Genomic DNA, 21,180 nt, shown 5'->3' with positions numbered 1-21,180 from the left:
GCTATAGCAATTATAGCCTCTTTTTTTATGTTATTGTGGTAAAGAAAATAAGATGAAGTAGATGTTATTTTCGTTAAATGGTATAATCGTGCGAATAAAGCATCGACAAAATACATTTTAAAGGCTTTTATTGCACTTTATCGGTGTTTTTTTTTGTTATGAAAGAAAGTTAGCTTAATTTTGTGTCTCCCTCATAAACAGTCAATTAAGATTTTAGATTTTTTAATTTTTTTTAAACTTGATTTTTAAAAAAATATTGGCATTTACCCTGATTCTACAATATGAAAAACTATTACGCTATATTTTTTAAAGCTGTATTATTCTTGTGGGTGAGTCATGTGGCATTAGGAAATTCTGTTTTCAGTAAAAACTTTTTAATAGTCAATGAAGTCTCAGAAACCTATGATCTAAGTTTTGATTATAAAGGAAATTTTGATGTGTTGAACTTAAGTGGGTTTATGGGGTCGACAGCTTTGTTTGTGGAGCGAACTGAGGTGAGAAAAGTTAAAGTTGATCAAAATGATCTTTTAGAGAGACTGTGGACAAAGGATTATAGTAGTGGGTCGTTACATAATTTATGGTCTGTGGGACAAAGTTATGATCGAGAGTGGGTCGCAGTGGCCGTGTGTAAAAACATCGAAGTATATCTTGATGCGAATGGATCGGCGATTATTGCGGAGGACGCAGTAAATAATGGTAGTAGTGGTATGGGGTCCTTAACTTTTGATACAGACATTACAAGTTTTGACTGCTCTGATGTAGGCATTCCGGTTACTGTTACACTAACTGTTACAGATAATGACAATGGGGGTAGTACAGATTCGTGCCAAGCCAGCGTAACTGTCTTGGATAAGTTACCCCCAACGATTACCTGTCCTGACAACCGTTCTATTGAATGTGACGCTAGCATTCTGCCAACCCATACAGGAACTGCAACTGCTATTGATAACTGTTCTTCTTCTGGCAACATTATTATAGATTATACCGATTCCGTAGTGACTGGAGCAGGCAACAATTCTGTAATTACGCGAACATGGACAGCTACGGATAGTCATAATAACACTACTTCTTGTGAACAAATAATTACAGTTACCGATACAACAAAACCTGTATTTACGACATCGCCTACCAATTTAACCATTGAATGTTCTGCAAGTTCTTTGCCTGCAGATACAAACGGCCCCGCAGCTGCAACAGATAATTGTGCAACTCCTACAATCGCTTATTCAGATGCTGTTGTCAATGGCACTGGCAACAATAAGACCATCACCAGAACCTGGACTGCAACGGATGCCAATTCGAATATAGAATCCTATGTGCAGACCATTACAGTAACCGATACGACAAAACCTGTATTTACAACATCGCCTGCCAGTTTAACCATTGAATGTTCTGCAAGTTCCTTGCCTGCAGATACAAACGGCCCCGCAGCTGCAACAGATAATTGTGCAACTCCTACAATCGCTTATTCAGATGCTGTTGTCAATGGCACTGGCAACAATAAGACCATCACCAGAACCTGGACTGCAACCGACACCAATTCCAATGTAGCCTCATATGTGCAGACCATCACAGTTACCGATACGACAAAACCTGTATTTACAACATCGCCGGCCAATATTACCATCGAATGTTCTGCAAGTTCTTTGCCTTCAGACACCAACGGCCCCGCAGTTGCAACAGATAATTGTGCAACTCCTACAATCGATTATTCTGATACTGTTGTCAATGGCACTGGCAACAACAAGACCATTACCAGAACCTGGACTGCAACGGATGCCAATTCGAATGTAGAATCCTACGTGCAGACCATTACAGTAACCGATACGACAAAACCTGTATTTACGACATCGCCTACCAATTTAACCATTGAATGTTCTGCAAGTTCTTTGCCTGCAGACACCAACGGCTCCGCAGTTGCAACGGACAACTGTGCCACCCCTACAATCGATTATTCTGATACTGTTGTCAACGGAACGGGCAACAACAAGACCATCACCAGAACCTGGACAGCAACCGATACCAATTCGAATATAGAATCCTATGTGCAGACCATTACAGTAACCGATACGACAAAACCTGTATTTACAACATCGCCTGCCAGTTTAACCATTGAATGTTCTGCAAGTTCCTTGCCAGCAGATACAAACGGCCCCGCAGTTGCAACAGATAATTGTGCAACGCCTACAATCGCTTATTCAGATGCTGTTGTCAATGGCACTGGCAACAACAAGACCATCACCAGAACCTGGTCGGCAACCGATGCCAATTCCAATGTAGCTTCATATGTGCAGACCATAACGGTTACAGATACAAAGAAACCTGTATTTACGACGTCGCCTGCCAGTTTAACCATTGAATGTTCTGCAAGTTCTTTGCCTTCAGACACCAACGGCCCCGCAGTTGCAACAGATAATTGTGCAACTCCTACAATCGATTATTCTGATACTGTTGTCAATGGCACCGGCAACAACAAGACCATCACCAGAAGCTGGACTGCAACCGATGCCAATTCCAATGTAGCCTCATACGTGCAGACCATTACAGTAACCGATACGACAAAACCTGTATTTACAACATCGCCTGCTAGTTTAACCATTGAATGTTCTGCAAGTTCCTTGCCTGCAGATACAAACGGCCCCGCAGCTGCAACAGATAATTGTGCAACTCCTACAATCGCTTATTCAGATGCTGTTGTCAATGGCACTGGCAACAACAAGACCATCACCAGAAGCTGGACTGCAACCGATACCAATTCCAATGTAGCCTCATACGTGCAGACCATCACAGTAACCGATACGACAAAACCTGTATTTACGACATCGCCTGCCAGTTTAACCATTGAATGTTCTGCAAGTTCTTTGCCTGCAGATACAAACGGCCCCGCAGTTGCAACAGATAATTGTGCCACCCCTACAATCGCTTATTCAGATGCTGTAGTTAACGGTGTTGGCAATAACAAGACCATTACCAGAACCTGGACTGCAACCGATGCCAATTCCAATGTAGCTTCATATGTGCAGACCATCACAGTTACCGATACAACAAAACCTGTATTTACGACATCGCCTGCCAGTTTAACCATTGAATGTTCTGCAAGTTCTTTGCCTGCAGATACAAACGGCCCCGCAGCTGCAACAGATAATTGTGCAACTCCTACAATCGCTTATTCAGATGCTGTTGTCAATGGCACTGGCAACAATAAGACCATCACCAGAACCTGGACTGCAACGGATGCCAATTCGAATGTAGAATCCTACGTGCAGACCATTACAGTAACCGATACGACAAAACCTGTATTTACGACATCGCCTGCCAGTTTAACCATTGAATGTTCTGCAAGTTCTTTGCCTGCAGATACAAACGGCCCCGCAGTTGCAACAGATAATTGTGCAACGCCTACAATCGCTTATTCAGATGCTGTAGTTAACGGTGTTGGCAATAACAAGACCATCACCAGAACCTGGACTGCAACCGATGCCAATTCCAATGTAGCTTCATATGTGCAGACCATCACAGTTACCGATACGACAAAACCTGTATTTACAACATCGCCGGCCAATATTACCATCGAATGTTCTGCAAGTTCTTTGCCTGCAGATACAAACGGCCCCGCAGTTGCAACAGATAATTGTGCAACGCCTACAATCGCTTATTCAGATGCTGTAGTTAACGGTGTTGGCAACAACAAGACCATCACCAGAACCTGGACTGCAACCGATGCCAATTCGAATGTAGCCTCATATGTGCAGACTATTACAGTACAAGATACCACACCACCAACTTTGACCGCAGGTTCAGATATAACCGTTAGCACGAGCACTACAACTTGCGACATTTCTGTTAATGTTCCACATGCAGTTTTTAGTGATAAATGTACAGATACTCCTGCTATTTCTTATACCTTAACTGGTGCTACAACACTTACTGTCACCGATGGTCAAGTGGGAACCAGATTATTTAATAAAGGAGTTACTACTATTGAATATACTGTAACTGATGGTGCAAACCTTACAGTGAAGGGTTCTAAAACGGTGACCGTTGTAGATAATACAGCCCCTTCATTAACTGCTGGTTCAAATATTACCGCAAACACGAGTTCAACAACCTGCGATGCTTCAATCCAGGTTACAGATGCTATTTTTAGTGACAACTGTCCTGCTAACATTTCTTTTACCTTAACTGGAGCAACAACACTCGCCGCCACTGCTGGCCAAGTTGGAACTAGAACTTTCAATAAAGGAGTGACAACAATTACCTATACTGTGACTGACGGCGTTACATCAGTTACAAAATCTAAAACAGTAACTATTAGTGATACAGAAAAACCAGTTACACCAATTTTGCAAGATCTAAATGGGGAATGTTCTTTAACTGTAACACCGCCAACAACAATAGATAATTGTGATGGAACCATTACTGGAACAACAAATCTGTCTAGTTTAACATTCAATAAAGTAGGAACAGAAACCATATTTTGGGAATTTAAAGATGGCGCTGATAATTCCATTATAGTGGAACAGAACATCACTATTACGGATAGTGCTCCTGTACCTAATATATCTATATTAGAACATCAAGTATTTAATGGGTGTCAGATTCCAGACATCGATTATTTAATACGTCCTACAGCTGATGATGTTTGTGATGGTACAATTGTAGGGACATTGGGTGCGGATTTTATATTTCCTTTTTCCTTTAGTGGAACAGAAACTATTGAATGGGAGTTTGTAGACAGCCATGGTAACATTACGATTCAACCACAAGATATCACGCTTAATCCTCTTCCAATAAATGGAGGAACTTTAAATGGAACCTTTAAATCAACTGTTTTTTCCAATGGCGTAGATATTTCTTCTTGTGGAGAGGCCATTAGTGTGGCTATGAATTTAACGGGTAGAGATGGAACCATAGTGCAATGGGAAAAATTTGCGGTAAATCATGGAACATGGGAAGTCATTTCAAATACGACTACCAAGCAAACGGCTTCGTTTGCTATTGGCGCTTTGATATCTACTTATTATAGAGTGTTGATTCAAAAAGGCACCTGTATAGCCTATTCTAACCAGTTTTTTATCAGGGCGTTGCCGGCTGGCTCAGCCCCTACAATTATAAATTTGGATGACGATGAATTTTATTGTTTGGGAGAGAAAGTTAGTCTCCTTGCAATGACCAATTATACGGCAACCCAAGAAACGATACCAAGGTCATCAGGAGAATTTAATCAAGGGCAGCAACATGACTGGATAGTTGATGATTCCAAAAATGGTTTTACGGCTGGAGGAAATTCAGGTAAAACTAGCAATTGGTCAGGTACTAATTGTGGTAAGCTTAAAGATGGGGGAATAGACTACTGCAGTAACGAAGGTAAATTTGCCATAGCTAATGGTGATTATTCTGATCATAAGTACAAAGGAAAAATTCCAACTACATTAGAAACCCCAATTATTGACCTGTCTAATGCGGCATCAGCAAGTCTTGATTTTGACCAAGCGTATAATTTTTCAAGTGGTGACTATGCAGAAATTGAAATATCAACTGATGGGGGGCTAACGTATTCCTCCCTTAGATTAATGCATGCTCCAGGAGCCGCACCCATTAATTGGTTTACAGCGGGGACTGCTGAATCTTATGTGGGTTCAACGGCATCAGAATATAATTTTCAAACTGATAATACGTCTATCGATCTCTCAGCATATTTAAATCAAACCCAGGTAAGAATCAGATGGTCGTTTACGGGGACCAATGAAATAAGTGCATGGGCAATGGATAATATTTTGGTAAACAAAGAGGTGAAAGTTGCAACTGATATTGAATGGACAGATGGTATTGGAGATCCTGATGAGGATCCAATTATAGTAGGGGAAACTGAAGTGGAATTTAGCTTTACACCAGATGCACCAGGAGTTCACCAATATGGGGGCACCGCCTTAATCAGTGATTGTAGAACTTATGATGAAGAGGGTACAGCTTTGATTGAGATTGCTGTTTCCCATGCATATGCTGGAGAAGATGTCATTTATTCTAGTGAAACTTGTGGCCAAAATAACATTCAGTTAAATGCTTATGATAATACTAAGACCGCTACAGAAAATATAGTCAAAAAAGCTTTTGTGGCTTCTGCCAACTGTATCAATTGTGATGATAAAGGTACAGGGGAAATAGGGACATGGGGAGTAATCACAGACCCTGGCAATACATGTGGTCCAGGTGTTTTTAGTACAAATAATCCAACAAAATATCCCAATCCACTAAATGATCCTGATGCAATTTTTGCAGCTGACGCAGGTACCTACACCTTAACGTGGACTGTTGCTGGCTGTACGGATGATATTGTAGTAACTACAACAAGTTGCAACCAGATTGATTTTGATGGTACAAATGATTTCGTAGAGTTTGGAAATGACACGTTCAATTTGAGTAATGGCAACTTTAGTATTGAGGCTTGGGTAAAACCTCATTCAATTTCCGGAATACAAACCATTTTTTCAAAACAAAATGGCATAGGGAGTAATTCTGGATATGATTTGAGTATAAAGGAAGGGATAGTCTCATTTAACATGAACGAATCAGGAACAATAGATTCCAAATCTTATAAGATTGGTACGGATCGCTGGTATCATATAGCAGTAGCATACACATTATCACGTTATAGCTTGTATATTGATGGAGTTGAAATTAATTCAAATACTGGTAGTCTTCCAGTATCAAATTCATTTAAAGCGATGTTGGGGGCGATGGGCACTTCCAATATTACTAAACAACATTTTAAGGGTTGGATAGATGAAGTGAGAATCTGGAATGTTGGGCTTGTTGCAGATCAGTTACGTCAAATGATGAATCAGAAAATTATTTCGAGTCCAACGGTTGCAGGAAATGTGCAGGGCGAAACGATTCCGAGGGACATCTCTGGATTATCATGGTCAAACCTCACTGCGTATTTTCAAATGGACCCTACTAAAATAGCGTGTGGATATATAAAATCTTCTTCAAGTGCCATAAAAGGGAAGCTAAAAAACATTTTGTCTAATCAACATCAAACAGCACCTCTGCCCTATGAGTCTATTGCCAATGGGCTATGGTCAGCAAAAGCGACTTGGAAACATCCAACTGTTTGGGATGTTCCCAACAGCAATGGTATTAACGGCAGCCCTATTGACTGGAATATTGTGAGAACAAACCACACAATTAGTTCAGATGCTAAAGATGTCACACTATTAGGTCTCCTGGTAGATAGCAAAGAGCTTATAATAACTGGTCAGGGTACTCAGGATGAAAACAATGCCGGAACCGGATTATGGGTGACTCATTATTTGAAACTTAACGGTAAAATTGATTTGGTGGGCGAGTCGCAACTCGTACAAAAACGGTATTATTATAATCATGATAACGATAGTAATACCCCTGACGTAACTTATCAGAGCAGTGAGAGTATTTTTGATAATGCAAGTAATGGTTATATTGAACGTGACCAACAAGGCACGGGTAATTACTATAATTATAATTACTGGGGCTCTCCAGTTGTACCTCAAGGTAGTAATGCCGGTAGCTTCACTATTTCAAGTGTGCTCCGCGATGGAACAAGTTCTAGTAATCCGCGTGAGATTACATGGATAAACGGTCTTGATGGTAAGCCGGGACCACCGTTGCAGATAAGCTCACGTTGGTTAACTACCTATACTAATAAGCTATCAAACACCTATGCATCTTGGGATAGAATAAATGAAAATACCTCCATAAATACTGGTTTGGGGTATACAATGAAAGGCAGCGGCGCTGATTCTCCAACTCAAAATTATGTATTTATAGGGAGACCCAACACTGGTACCATCATAACAAAAATTTCTAAAGGTAATGATGCTTTGGTTGGCAATCCATATCCGTCTGCAATTGATGCTGATGCTTTTATTGACGATAATATGAGCAGTCTTTCTGAAGGTTCCCTAACATTTTGGGAACATTTTGATTCAAATAACACACATGTACTGCGAGCTTATAAAGGGGGGTATGCTACATACAATAAAACTGGAGGTCAAGTAGCTGTAAGTCCTAATGTGACATCTGATAATATTACAATTATCGGAGGGAAAGGTACCCGAATACCGGGACGCTATCTTCCAGTTGGACAAGGATTTTTTATAACGGCAGGAACTCGTGAAGGCGAGATTATATTTAAAAATAGTCAACGTATCTTTAAACGGGAGGAAGCCAACAGCTCTGTTTTTTTCAAAGGTGTTAAAGGCAGTTCAGTTGATAATCAACAAAGAACTACCAACACTAAGGAAAATGATATTAAACGCATACGCTTGGATTTTATATCACCAGAGAATACCGTCAGACCATTGTTACTGGGTTTTGTACCAAATGATTTAGCGACCGATGGCGTGGATTATGGGTATGATGCTTTAAATAAAGACAATTATCCAAGTGATTTATCTTGGATGATTAATAAGTCTAAATATATTATTCAGGGCGTAGGCAACTTTGATGAGACTAAGCGATATCCTTTTGCCCTGCATTTGGGTAAAAACGGCGCTGCGGAAATTAAATTAACTGAATTAGAAAATTTCACTGAGACAATTGACGTTTATATTTATGATTCTGTATTGGGAACTTATCATCAAATTAATAGTACCAATTTTACCATTTCATTGGACGCAGGAAACTATGATAACCGTTTCTATTTAGCGTTTAGTGAGGAGAAATCCTTATCTATAATTGATGAAGAATTCAAAAATGTGGTTGTAAAGTATTTACAAAATACTGATGAAATTTACATTAAAACTCCTAATGACATTGAGGTGCAACAAGTGTCTTTGGTCAATATTATAGGGCAAACTGTTCAAGCTTGGAATGCTACTAACACCACCCTATCTAACGACATGAAAATTCCAGTTAAATACTTGCCTGACGGTAATTATATTGTGAAAATTCAAACGACTACAGGAACTTTTAACAAAAAGGTAATCGTAAAATATTAAGTCGTTAACCTAAACATATCTTATAATACAAAGGTCAAAAACCGTTTCTAACTTGATATTAGAAACGGTTTTTCTTTTAGCCTACGCAAATTTCTTCAGTATAAAGTATTGGAATTCATTGTTGTCTGGTGAAAGAATCAAGACCCTCCCTAAAGAACGGCAGGCAGGGAATCAAGACATAAACCGTAAAACATTGAAAAGACAGGTCTTGAGATTTATAATAATAAGGAATAACTGTATCTTTTTAGAAGATTCAGTAAATTTTAATCGGACAACAATTTCTGGAATTATATATGGAGCTTTTTTTAATCCTAATTCAAAAAAAATAGGAAAATTAACATTTCATGAAGTTGTATAGACTAAGTTTTACTTAGCACAGACTCTCTTTTATTTTTTATAGGGTCAGTATGTAAAGACGTTAAATACCGAGATATAAAATTAATTCGTTGGGCGTCAGGAAATTAAAATATGGATTTTATAGTTTTAAAATGCACTTTATCGACAAAATTCTCTATCCTAAATAAGTTGTCGTAGCTTTAGTATATCCCCCCCCCATTAACGGCCCACTAACAATTCATTTTTTTTCGCATATCATGATTGTGCAATATAACGGCATGGTATGATTATGATGAAGATTAATATCATTCCCATAACTCTAGGATATGAAAAGATACTACTCTCAAATTTTTCGATTTACATTACTCTTTTTGGTGACTCAGGTGTCGTTAGGGAATTCAAATTTATATAATTTAAACTCCATTATAAGTAGCGTTCCAATAAGCTATAATCTCAATTTTGAGTATCACGGGCATTTTGAGGCCCTAAACTTAAGTGGGTTTACGGCATCAAAGCGGGTGTTTAATGAACGTTTGGTTAATGGTCCTCGAGAAGGCAAATTGGATGGTATAGAAATTGAATTACGTGAAGTAATTACGTGTCCTATTGATTTATCGGTATCTGTAGATCCAGGATTTTGTGGTGCTATTGTAGATTTTCCATTGCCAACTACAGATATTTCTGGTGGTGCAATGGTTTTAACTACAGCGCTCGGGAAAGGCGATTTATTTCCTGTTGGAACTACTGAAGTAATTTATGAAGAACGTGAGGCGAGTGCTGTACCGACTGGAAAGACTTGTATCTTTCAAGTTACTGTGGTTGATAATATCCCTCCTCAGGTAACTACGCAAATTGTTACAGTAAATCTAGATGCTACTGGCAATGCTACAATTGCTAAAGATGCAGTCAACAACGGGTCTTCTGATGCGTGTGGTGGTTTGACATTCGATACAAATATTACCGCGTTTACTTGTTCAAATGTTGGAGCTAATACTGTAGTGCTGACTGTAACTGATGCCAATGGTCAATCTGCTAATAGTAATGCCACAGTAAACGTTCAACCATATACTACAAGTGCCACAGTTACATATTCAATAGCGGAAAATAAGACTACGGTCTGTGATTTTGATACCTTAAATTTTACAGCGCAACCAAATAATCCTGGTGCAGATTCTGCCAGCTATGAATGGTTTGTTAATGATGGTGTTTCATTAGGTTCTGGGTTGACTTTTAGCTACAATAGTTGGACAGCTCCCAATGATGTTGTAAAATTAGTCATGACTTTTGGAAGTGGCTCTTGTGCTCCAAAAAAGGAATATTCATCTACAATTTCAGTTAATCCAGTAAAAAGCGTCAATTTTAACATCATTACACCATCAAATATATGTATAGGTGAAAATGCGACTTTCACTATTGGAAGTCCTCAAAATTTTGGGACTGCAACCTATGAGTGGCGATTAAATGGGGGTGCAGTAATTTCAAATACTGCTACCTTAACTACAAATGCGTTAACTGTTGCAGGTGCAAATACTATTGAATTAAAGGTGACATCAACTGCCAATTGTGTAAATCCAACTACAGTTATAAAATCGGTCAATGTTACTACGGTAAACCCTAAGCCAACTCTAACTGTTACTAATGGCGTAGTGTGTGCCAGTAATCAGACCTCTATAAATTTAAATACTTTAGTTACCAGCGATGCAGGTGCAACAGTAACCTTTCATGATACAGCAGCAAATGCGGATAATGGCAGTAGTGCAATAGCAAATGTGGTGAGTCCATCTGCAGACAAGACCTATTATGTTCGTAGTAGATTTAATACGGGTTGCTATGTTACTTCACAACTTAACGTAGCCGTAAATCCTTTACCTACTATTGCTGTAGGCTCTAACCCATCTATTTGTAATGGGGATACTTTTGACCTGTCCACTATTTTTACTGGGCCAAACCTCACGTATTATACATCGCTAGCGAATGCAAAGAATAAAACTGCTACTATTTCTAAAGATGTATCACCAACTACGACTACGTCTTATTATGTTCGGGCTGAGGATTCCGGAACTGGATGTTATAACACAAATTCAGTGACTGTAACGGTCAATCCTTTACCATCGCTTACCATCAATAATGGTGCTGTTTGTGCCAGCGGACAGACCTCTGTAGATTTAAATACGTTAGTCACAACCAATGGCACAACAACCTTTTATAGTAGTGAAGCCAATGCGACAGATGCAACTTCTGCTATGGCGCCATCCGTTAGTCCTACAACTCAAATGTCTTATTGGGTAAGAACACAACTCGGAACAGGATGCTTTAAGGTAGGAGAAATTGTAATTTCAGTAAATGCACTGCCTACATTGACGGTAGCAGATGGTTCGGTTTGTGCAAGCAGCCAAACATCAATTAATCTTAATAGTCTGGTTACGAATACTAATGGTAACACCGTAACTTTTCATTCAACCCAATCTAATGCCGACGATGGAACTAGCGCAATAAATGCTAGTGTAAGTCCCGCTTCTGAAACTAGGTATTATGTAAGAAGTAAGCTTACAAATGGATGTTATAGTACCGCATCTATCCTTATTTCTGTTGATTCTTTGCCAACATTTGACGTAATGCCTACCGAGATTTGTAATGGGGATTCAATTGATTTGAGTACTACGGTCTCTAACAATACAGGTAATGGACTGACTTTTTTTAGCAGTTTAGCGAATGCGAATAGCGGCACAAATGCTATTGCTGCAACTGTAAATCCTACTAACTCTAGTACCTATTATATAAGAAGTGCAAATACAGCGGGATGTTATACGGTAAACCCTGTAGTGATTACCGTAAGCGACACGGTTAGCATAGCTTTAGATTCAGGGAACAAAAATCCGAATATTTGTGCGGGAAGTACGATTCCTGCAATGACTTTTAAGATAACAAATGGAGGTACTGCAGCTGGTGCAACTGTTACAGCTTCTCCAGGGACAGGAATTACCTTATCAGGATCTTATAACGCTGCTACAAAAATCTATACAGTAACAGGAACTACAACCAGTGCGGCCACTATAGGTACTTATAATTTTACAGTAACTCCAACGGGATGCGGGGCTGGGAGCGCGGCAGTTCAAGCAGGAACTATTAGAATATTTAATGGTGTGCCAGCTATTCCAACAAATCTGGATATATTATCATCATCATTTATAATTTGCCCTACTAGTACAGAAACATACGAAGTTACAGCAGATCCAAATGTGCAAACTTATAATTGGACTTTCCCAAGTGGTTTTTCAATTACAAGTGGCGCAGATAGCCATAAAGTGACTGTTAATGTCGCGTCAAATGCATCGGCTGGAATTGTTTCAGTTACAGCTATTAATTCATGCGGTCCGAGTGACGCTGCATTTCAAGCTATAAAAATTGGTAGTGTAGCAGCTAATGCTGGACCAGACCAATATATATGTGCAATTAATCGAGATAGTAACACTCGAATTAGATTAGCTGGTTCGGTTACTGTAGCCGACGTAAAAAATTATGGACAGGATAAAAAGGGTGAATGGTGGTGGAGTGATAATGGTGCTGGAGGAGAATTCATAAAATTCTCTTCTGGCAATAGTGGCGATTGGTTAGATGCTTGGTATAAGCTACCGCCCAATTTAGCATTTACTGAAATTACTATTACTATTCAAACGATAAAACCATCAGGAACGAATAATTGTGGTCAAGGGGCAAAAGATGATATGAAAATATATGTCCGGGATACACCAACAGCATCCGTTGCAAGTAACGGTGCTATTTGTACTGGGTCTACTGGATCAGTAATATTTAGTGGTACACCCAACACCACCATCACCTTTAAAGTTGGAACCAATCCTAACCAAACCATAGCACTGGGTGCTGGCAATGGCACTACTGCAACAGCTAATTTTACTACAGCTGCATTAACCATGACTACAGATGTTATTATTCAAAGTGTAGCCTATATAAATAACTCTCCTTGTATAAATACATTTACGACAAAACCTACAGCCACAATTGTTGTAAACCCGCTCAATACGGTCACGCCTGGTCTAGCCATCACGGTTTGCCAGTCAACAAGTCCAACTCCAATACCATTATCTGGTGCTAGTGTTGGGACTGGAGCGCAAGGTGAATGGATTATTATCTCGGGCGGAGGTTCATTATCATCTTCAGGAATGACCTCAACTCCTGCCGCTGTGACCTACACCCCAGCAGTTAACTATAAAGGTGACGTCGTTTTACGCTTATCAACCAATGCACCTGGAAAATGTCCTAGTGTCAATGCTAACAGGACGATCATCATAAATGAAGCTCCAACAGTAGTTGCAGGTACACAAGGCAACATTTGCCAATCTGATATACCAACGGCAGTTACGCTTAATGGTGCGAGTGTTGGGGGTGGCAACGGGAATGCTACGGCTGCATGGTCCATCACAAACGGAGGTGGTAGCTTAAGTAGCACTGCTCAAACCAATACGCCGTCAACTGTTACCTATACACCACAGGCTAATTACACTGGTCAAGTTACCTTAACCCTTACCACAAATGCTCCCGGAGCTTGCGCAACTATCTCTGACACTAGGGTTTTTAATATTGATGAATTACCTACGCTAGTTACTGGCACCTACGGTCCCGTTTGCCAATCTGCAAGTCCAACTGCAATAACTTTATCTGGCGCATCCGTCGGTGGCCCTTCGGGAGCAACTGCGCAATGGTCCATCGTTTCTGGTGGTGGTAGCTTAAGTCCAGCATCTGGATTTTCTGCTAATCCAGAAAATGTGACGTATTTACCAGCCACTAATTATAACGGGGAAGTAGTTTTAAAATTAACATCAAGTTCAAACGGTACTTGTATCCCAGTTGAAAAGACTACAAATATACTAGTAAACAAGGCTGCCACTATAGATGCGGGACCAGCAACTGCAATTATTTGTGAAGGAGAAAATGTCACGCTTAACGGTAGTTTTGGTGGCAGTGCAACATCTGGCACATGGACCTCAAGTTCCAATAATAATGGCGGTTTTGGAAATACTACAGCAGCTTCTACAACATACACACCTAGTGCGAATGATGTGCAAAATGGCACTGTGACATTAACTTTTAGTTCTAATGATCCAGATGGTACCGGTCCTTGTCTGGATGTTTCAGACGCAATTGTTGTCACTATTAATGAAGCGGTAAACTTAGTAGTAACCGGGGATACTGATATCTGTTCAGATGAATCATCTACAATTGTTGCAGATTTGAGTAATGGTAGTGCAACTTCGGGTACTTGGACTTCAAGCTCCAATAATAATGGTGGTTTTGCAAATGCTTCTGCGACATCCACAACCTATACGCCAAGCACTTCAGATATTAATAATGGTACTGTGACCTTAACCTTTACAACAAATGATCCTGATGCAGCTGGTCCTTGTGGTGCCGTAAGTGAAACGATTATTATCGCCATTTCCAAGAAACCATTTATAAATGAAAACACTGAAAATTTAGGGGTATGTGCCACGCAGCCTGCGGCCCTCAGTGTTGTCGCATCCGGTGACGATCTTACCTATCAATGGTATAAAGGCAATCCAGGAAGTGGGGTGGCAGTACTTAATAGTCCGCCGCAAATTGCAGGGGCAACCAGCAATACCTTGAATTTTACAAATACGAGTACAGCTCATGCTGGAAATTATTATGTTATTGTTAGCGGAAATAGTACATGTGATCCTGTAACGTCAGAAGTGGCGGTCTTAATAGTGAACAAGGATATAGATATCACCACACAACCAATAGAAGTTACTGATTGCGTTGGTAATACTGTCACCTTTACAGTTGAAGCGACGGGCTCTATCGGATCTCACCAATGGAAAAAAGATGGCGCCAATTTTAGTGGAGGTACACCAACATTTACGACGGCCGGAACATTAAATACTTTTACTTTAGAAATTCAAAACATTGCTGCTGGTGATGCGGGAGACTATGCATTACAAATACTTAGTGATGGCGGCACTTGTTCAGAGGCCAATACGACTATTGCCTCTTTAACGGTGACACAAATACCGACTGCAACAATTAGTTATACCTCTCCATTATGTTCAAATGATACCACACTAAAATCTGTTACACTAACAGGTACACATGCCTATACTATTGGGACTTTTGCTGCGGTGGCAACTTCTGGTGGACCTAATCTTGATCTTAAAACCAACGGAGATATTGATCCGTCAAATAGCGATCCAGGGACTTATACAGTAACGTATACTATCCCGGCTTCTGGTGGATGTCCAGCAGATGATTCAGCAACTACAGTTGTGACTATAAACCCATTGCCTGTAATCACTGCCTTTAGCTATACTGATTCAGGATATTGTGAGTCGGACGTGGCTACATATACACCAACAATTACGGTTTCAAATGGCTTTGGAGGAACTTATTCGGCAAGTTCGGGTTTATCTATCGATAGTACAACCGGCAAGTTCTCTCCAAATGGTGTGGCTCCTGATACGTATACAATTACCTACACAGCTATTAATCCTGATGGTTGTTCAACAGTTGTCAATGAGTCGTTCGAAATTATCATCGAAGCCAAGCCAGATGCCAATTTCACTTATTCAGAATCTGTATTTTGTAATAATGGTACGGATCCGATCGCAATAATTTCAGGTGATTCAGGTGGAACTTTCACCTCTACCCCAGATGGAGTCGTCTTTACAAATGCAGCAACAGGTGAAATTGATGTCTCTGCAAGTGTAGCCGGTACTTATGATCTGCTTTATACCTTTACTGCGGTTGCAGGTGGTTGTGGTGAAGTTCAAGAGTCTTTTAAAATAACAATCAATGCCTTGCCTGTAATCACAACATTTGATACTAGCGTTGCGCAATATTGCGAAACGGATACTACTGATTATACACGCACAATTGTTGTAGATAATGATCTTAGTGGCTCTTTAGCAGTTACACCAAATTCTAATTTAGACGTAAGTCTCATGAACAATGTCATCACAATTAGTCCAAATAGTAGTGATGTAGGGGTATATCAAGTGACGTATACAGCCAATATTCCAGCTGGTTGTGCCACAACAGTTGTAAGTGAAACGTTTAATGTTACCATTGGTGCCCTACCAGTTGCAGTTTTTAATTATGAGATGTCTGAATATTGTAAAACTGGTGTAAACCCTATATTATCATATGCTAGTGGCGGTGTTGCTGGTACGTACACTTACACCTCCTCGCCAGCCAATTTGGCCTTAGGATTAAATGCCACTACAGGAGCAATTGACCTTGCTACCAGTGCTGCAGGAACGTACACCATCACAAATACTATTCCTGCTTCGGGAGGTTGTATAGACGTAGTGCACACGGAAACCGTAACTATTTATGAAGCTTCTAATGGAGGTGTCATAAATATTCAAGGTACTACGGATAGAACAAAACTCGTGTGCTATGACTCAAATTCAAACCCGCCATTAATTTTAAGTGGGTATACAGGTACAATTGTAAAATGGCAATACAGTACAAATTCTGGAGCGGTTTGGATTGATATAGCAAATACCACTGATTCTCAGGGCTATGATAATGTAAATGCTACAAGAATATATAGAGCCATCATAAAAAGTGGAAATTGTAGCGAAACGCCTTCAAGTATTGCTGTAATAAGTGTAATTCCTAATGATATTAAACCAAACCCAGTTAGTGTGTCTGAAGAGACCATTTGTTTGGGTGAGACCGTAACATTTAATGCTACTAGCGGTTATGCAACAGGAAGCCTAATAGAAGAAGGAGGTGCATTTGAAAACTCCAATCCTAAGGGTTGGAAGGCTGATGGTTGTGACAATTGCTTAAATGCAGGTAGTAGTAGTACTAAAACTGATGGTTTTAGACTAAGTGCTTCAAATGGTGGAACGTACTCGGGGATTAATTATTTAGCCACGGGAAAATTCGCTATCACTAGTGGTAATGTTAGTGGTTACTCTAATGAACGTTCAGTTTTGGAAACACCAATTTTTAATCTTTTAGGTTTGAATACTGCCAAACTTCGATTTAATCATGCCTATAATTTACTGGCAGGAGCAACTGCAAAAGTAGAGATTTCTATGAACGGGGGTATTAACTATACCACAGTGCTTGCAACTTTTACAGGACCGTCTACACTGTCTCCTTATAATGCCTTTCCAAATATGGAAATTGATTTAAGTCCATATATAGGGCAAACCAATTTAAGACTCAGATTTAATTATAGCAGTAGCAATGCTAGTTCTTGGGCTATAGATAATATAAGAATTCCGGACAGACCTATAAATGAAAATATTGTATGGACTAATGAAGCAGGAGTGGAAGTAAGTAACCAAGCATCATATGTACAAACTCCTAAATTTCCTGGAGTGCATACATACACTGTAACATCCTATTTAAACGGATGTAATTATGCCATAACAGACCAAAATTCTGTAGATATTTCAGTTAACGTTAACTATGCCTATGCAGGCCAAAATTTTACGCCGGCATCTGGTAAATGTGGAGAATCTACAGTCGCACTTAATGCTTATGATAATACGCTCACAGCTGCAGACAATATTGCTAATGGAGCCTATGTTAATACTGATTCAACACTAAATTTTGCTAAACCAGGTACTGGTGTTGGAGGCATATGGTCTGTATCTCCAAATACAGCAATATGTGGCATCACGCCTATTTTCTCTAAAAATGATGACCCACGAGCGACGTTTACTGGTCCTGCTGGAACTTATATCTTAACTTGGACTGTTGATAAGTGCAGTAGTAATATAACTGTAGTATTGGAAGATTGTAACAAGGTAGATTTTGATGGTACGGATGATTACATCACATTTGGTGATGCTTTTAATCGTGGTGCTAACTTTAGCTTTGAAGCTTGGGTGAAACCAAATTCAATTGTTGGCAATCAAACTATTTTATCCAAACGGAATGTAAACAATAATGCTACCGGCTATGATTTAAGTTTAAATGGTGCTGCATTATCCTTCAATTGTAATGGCTCAGAGAGTATCACCTCTCCATATCTTTTAACTACAAGCAGATGGTACCATGTAGCGGTCGCTTTTGGAGGTGGCAACTATGAATTATATATAGACGGAATTTTAGTGAAAACAACTACTGGTGTAGCTCCTATAACCAACAATTCAAAATTCCTATTGGGTGCCATGGATCAAGCAGGAAGCCCACCAAATAAACCTATGAATTATTTTAACGGTTGGATTGATGAGGTACGCCTTTGGAATAAAAAAATTACTCAAGTGCAGTTGCGTCAAATGATGAATCAGAAAATTAAAATTGATGGTACTGCCGTGGCTGGTGAAGTGATACCTTTCCCTATTTCAGGACTTAACTGGACAGATTTAGATGGGTACTATCGTATGAATTTTGACTGTGCGGGCTTAATTTCGCTTGCAGGAACCGTAGCTGGAAGATTAAGAAACATGACCACTAATCAGCCAAATACAGCACCATTACCGTACACTTCAAGAGTAAGCGGTCAAACTTGGGACGCGGACAATACTTGGACTAATTTTGACGTATGGGATACTCCAAATAGCGTCGGTATTGATAATTCAACTCGAATAGATTGGAATATTGTTTCTACCGATCACGACATAATTTCGAACACTAGAGATTTGACACTTTTGGGCTTATTGGTAAATAGTAATAAATTGACCATCAAGGGTGCTGGTTCTGATAACGAAACTAATGATGGTAACGGACTACGTGTGACCCATTATTTAAAATTGGATGGTACTATTGATCTTGTTGGAGAGTCACAACTCGTACAGGATGAGGGTGGTCTTTTAGATGCCGCTAGTACTGGGAAATTAAAACGTGACCAACAAGGTACTGGCAACCTATTTAACTATAATTATTGGGGATCTCCTGTAGTTGCGCAAGGCAGTAGTGCGGGCAATTATACACTTTCAGGTGTGCTTCGTGACGGAACGAATTCTTCAGCTCCGGTCCCAATCACTTGGATAAGTGGTCATAATGGGGCACCAGGACCTCCAATTAACTTGAGCACACGTTGGTTGACTACATATACCAATAAAAAATCAAATACCTATGCCTCATGGGAAAGAATTAACGAGAATACCGCCATTAACATTGGGCTAGGCTATACAATGAAAGGAAGCGGAGCATCAACTGCCACTCAAAACTATGTATTTGTTGGTAAACCTAACAATGGTACTATTACAAATCCGATCTCTCCCGGTAATGATGCTTTGGTTGGCAACCCATATCCTTCTGCCATTGATGCTAAAGCCTTTATTATGGATAATGCAAGTAGTCTTATAGATGGGTCTATACAGTTTTGGGATCACTTTGGAGTTAATAATACGCATATTTTGAGGGAGTATCAAGGCGGCTATGCTACTTATAACTTAAGTGGTGGATTAACAGCAGTTACTCCACTCATAACTTCTGATGGGGTAGTCATTGAGGGCGGAGCAGGATCCAAACAACCTGGTCAATTTATACCCGTAGGACAAGGATTTTTTGTAACTGCGAATACGACGACAGGAGGAACACTCATTTTTAAAAATAGTCAGCGCGTTTTCAATCGAGAAGGTAGTGGCAGCTCCCTATTTTTAAGAGGTGCTGATGGTAATACCAGTGCTGCAAACTATAGAACTAATAATCCTCAGAAAGATTCAATTAAACGTATACGTTTAGAATTTAAATCTCCAGAAGGAACAGTTCGACCATTGTTATTAGGGTTTGTTCCAAATTATTTAGCTACAGATGGGGTGGATTATGGATATGATGCTGTAAATAGAGATGCTATCTCTAGTGATTTATCGTGGTCGATTAATGAGTCTAAATACATCATTCAGGGAGTAGGTGATTTTGAGGAGACCAAGAAATTTCCTTTTGCTATGCAGTTGTCAAAAGATGGTGCTATAGAAATTAAATTAACTGAATTGGAAAATTTCAGTGAAGCTATAGACGTTTACATTTATGATTCAGTATTGGGGACTTATCACCAAATCAACACTACCAGTTTTGCTATCTCCCTAGACGCAGGAAACTATGATAAGCGCTTCTTCCTTGTCTTTAAAGACGATAAGACCTTGTCAATAATTGATGAAGATTTCAAAAATGTCGTAGTGAAATTTTTACAGAACACAGATGAAATCTTTATACAAACCCCAAGTGGGATTAATGTAAAACAGGTGTATTTAGTCAACATCATCGGACAAACGGTTCAAGCATGGAATGCGACCAATATAACATTGTCCAATGAGATGAAAATTCCTGTTAAGAATTTACCTGAAGGTAGTTATGTGATAAAAATCCAAACAGATACTGGAACTTATAATAAGAAGATTGTTCTTAAATACTAAGATAATGGCTACTATGTATTCTAAGGTAATTAGTTATATAGCCGTTTCTGTCTCCAGAACAGGAAGTTTTTTGTAATAATGGGTTGAACACTCCCGGAACTTATCAAGTATCTTAATCTATAACGATACGATGATATTTTAAGAAAGATATAATAATGGAGCAGATGGGGCATGGTGTTAATAGCATCCGTAAAACGTCCAATAATAAGAGAAGATAGGAAGGAGAGATAAACTAAAGGCGTGTCTGGTATAAGCAAAAAAACCGCCCTGAAAAATCCGGGCGGTTAGATATTTTAAGCTACATTATTTATTGTTTTATAATCTTAATCATTATTGTCCGATAAAGAATAAAGATCGCTGTGCTTATAGTCCCGATAGCTATCGGGAAAAGAACAGAGATTTGAATATAACTGACTGATAAACAGTCGTTATTCTAAATTAAATTTGCCCAATCACTCTAAATGAAATTGGTTTCAAAAAGCAAGGTACCATTTTTAATATCGCTT

Annotated in this window: 2 protein-coding genes; both read left to right on the top strand. The window is 39.4% G+C overall.

From position 1 onward, the window contains the following. Positions 1 to 281 precede the first annotated feature (281 nt). Positions 282 to 8,981, top strand: coding sequence for a LamG-like jellyroll fold domain-containing protein (locus tag JEM65_RS01420; protein WP_199596763.1), 8,700 nt, complete (start codon positions 282 to 284; stop codon positions 8,979 to 8,981). Between the two features lie 662 nt (positions 8,982 to 9,643). Then, the gene (locus tag JEM65_RS01415) at positions 9,644 to 20,674 is read left to right on the top strand and encodes a LamG-like jellyroll fold domain-containing protein (protein ID WP_199596762.1); all 11,031 of its coding nucleotides are present in this window, start codon (positions 9,644 to 9,646) and stop codon (positions 20,672 to 20,674) included. The last annotated feature ends 506 nt before the right edge of the window (positions 20,675 to 21,180 follow it).

The organism is Gelidibacter salicanalis, assembly GCF_016469035.1.
Lineage (GTDB): Bacteria > Bacteroidota > Bacteroidia > Flavobacteriales > Flavobacteriaceae > Gelidibacter > Gelidibacter salicanalis_A.
This window is presented reverse-complemented; position numbering and strand designations above follow the sequence as displayed.

Excerpts from the sequence above, each read along its gene's own strand:
- JEM65_RS01415 (WP_199596762.1), top strand. The coding sequence starts at position 9,644 with ATGAAAAGATACTACTCTCAAATTTTTCGATTTACATTACTCTTTTTG.
- JEM65_RS01420 (WP_199596763.1), top strand. The coding sequence starts at position 282 with ATGAAAAACTATTACGCTATATTTTTTAAAGCTGTATTATTCTTGTGG.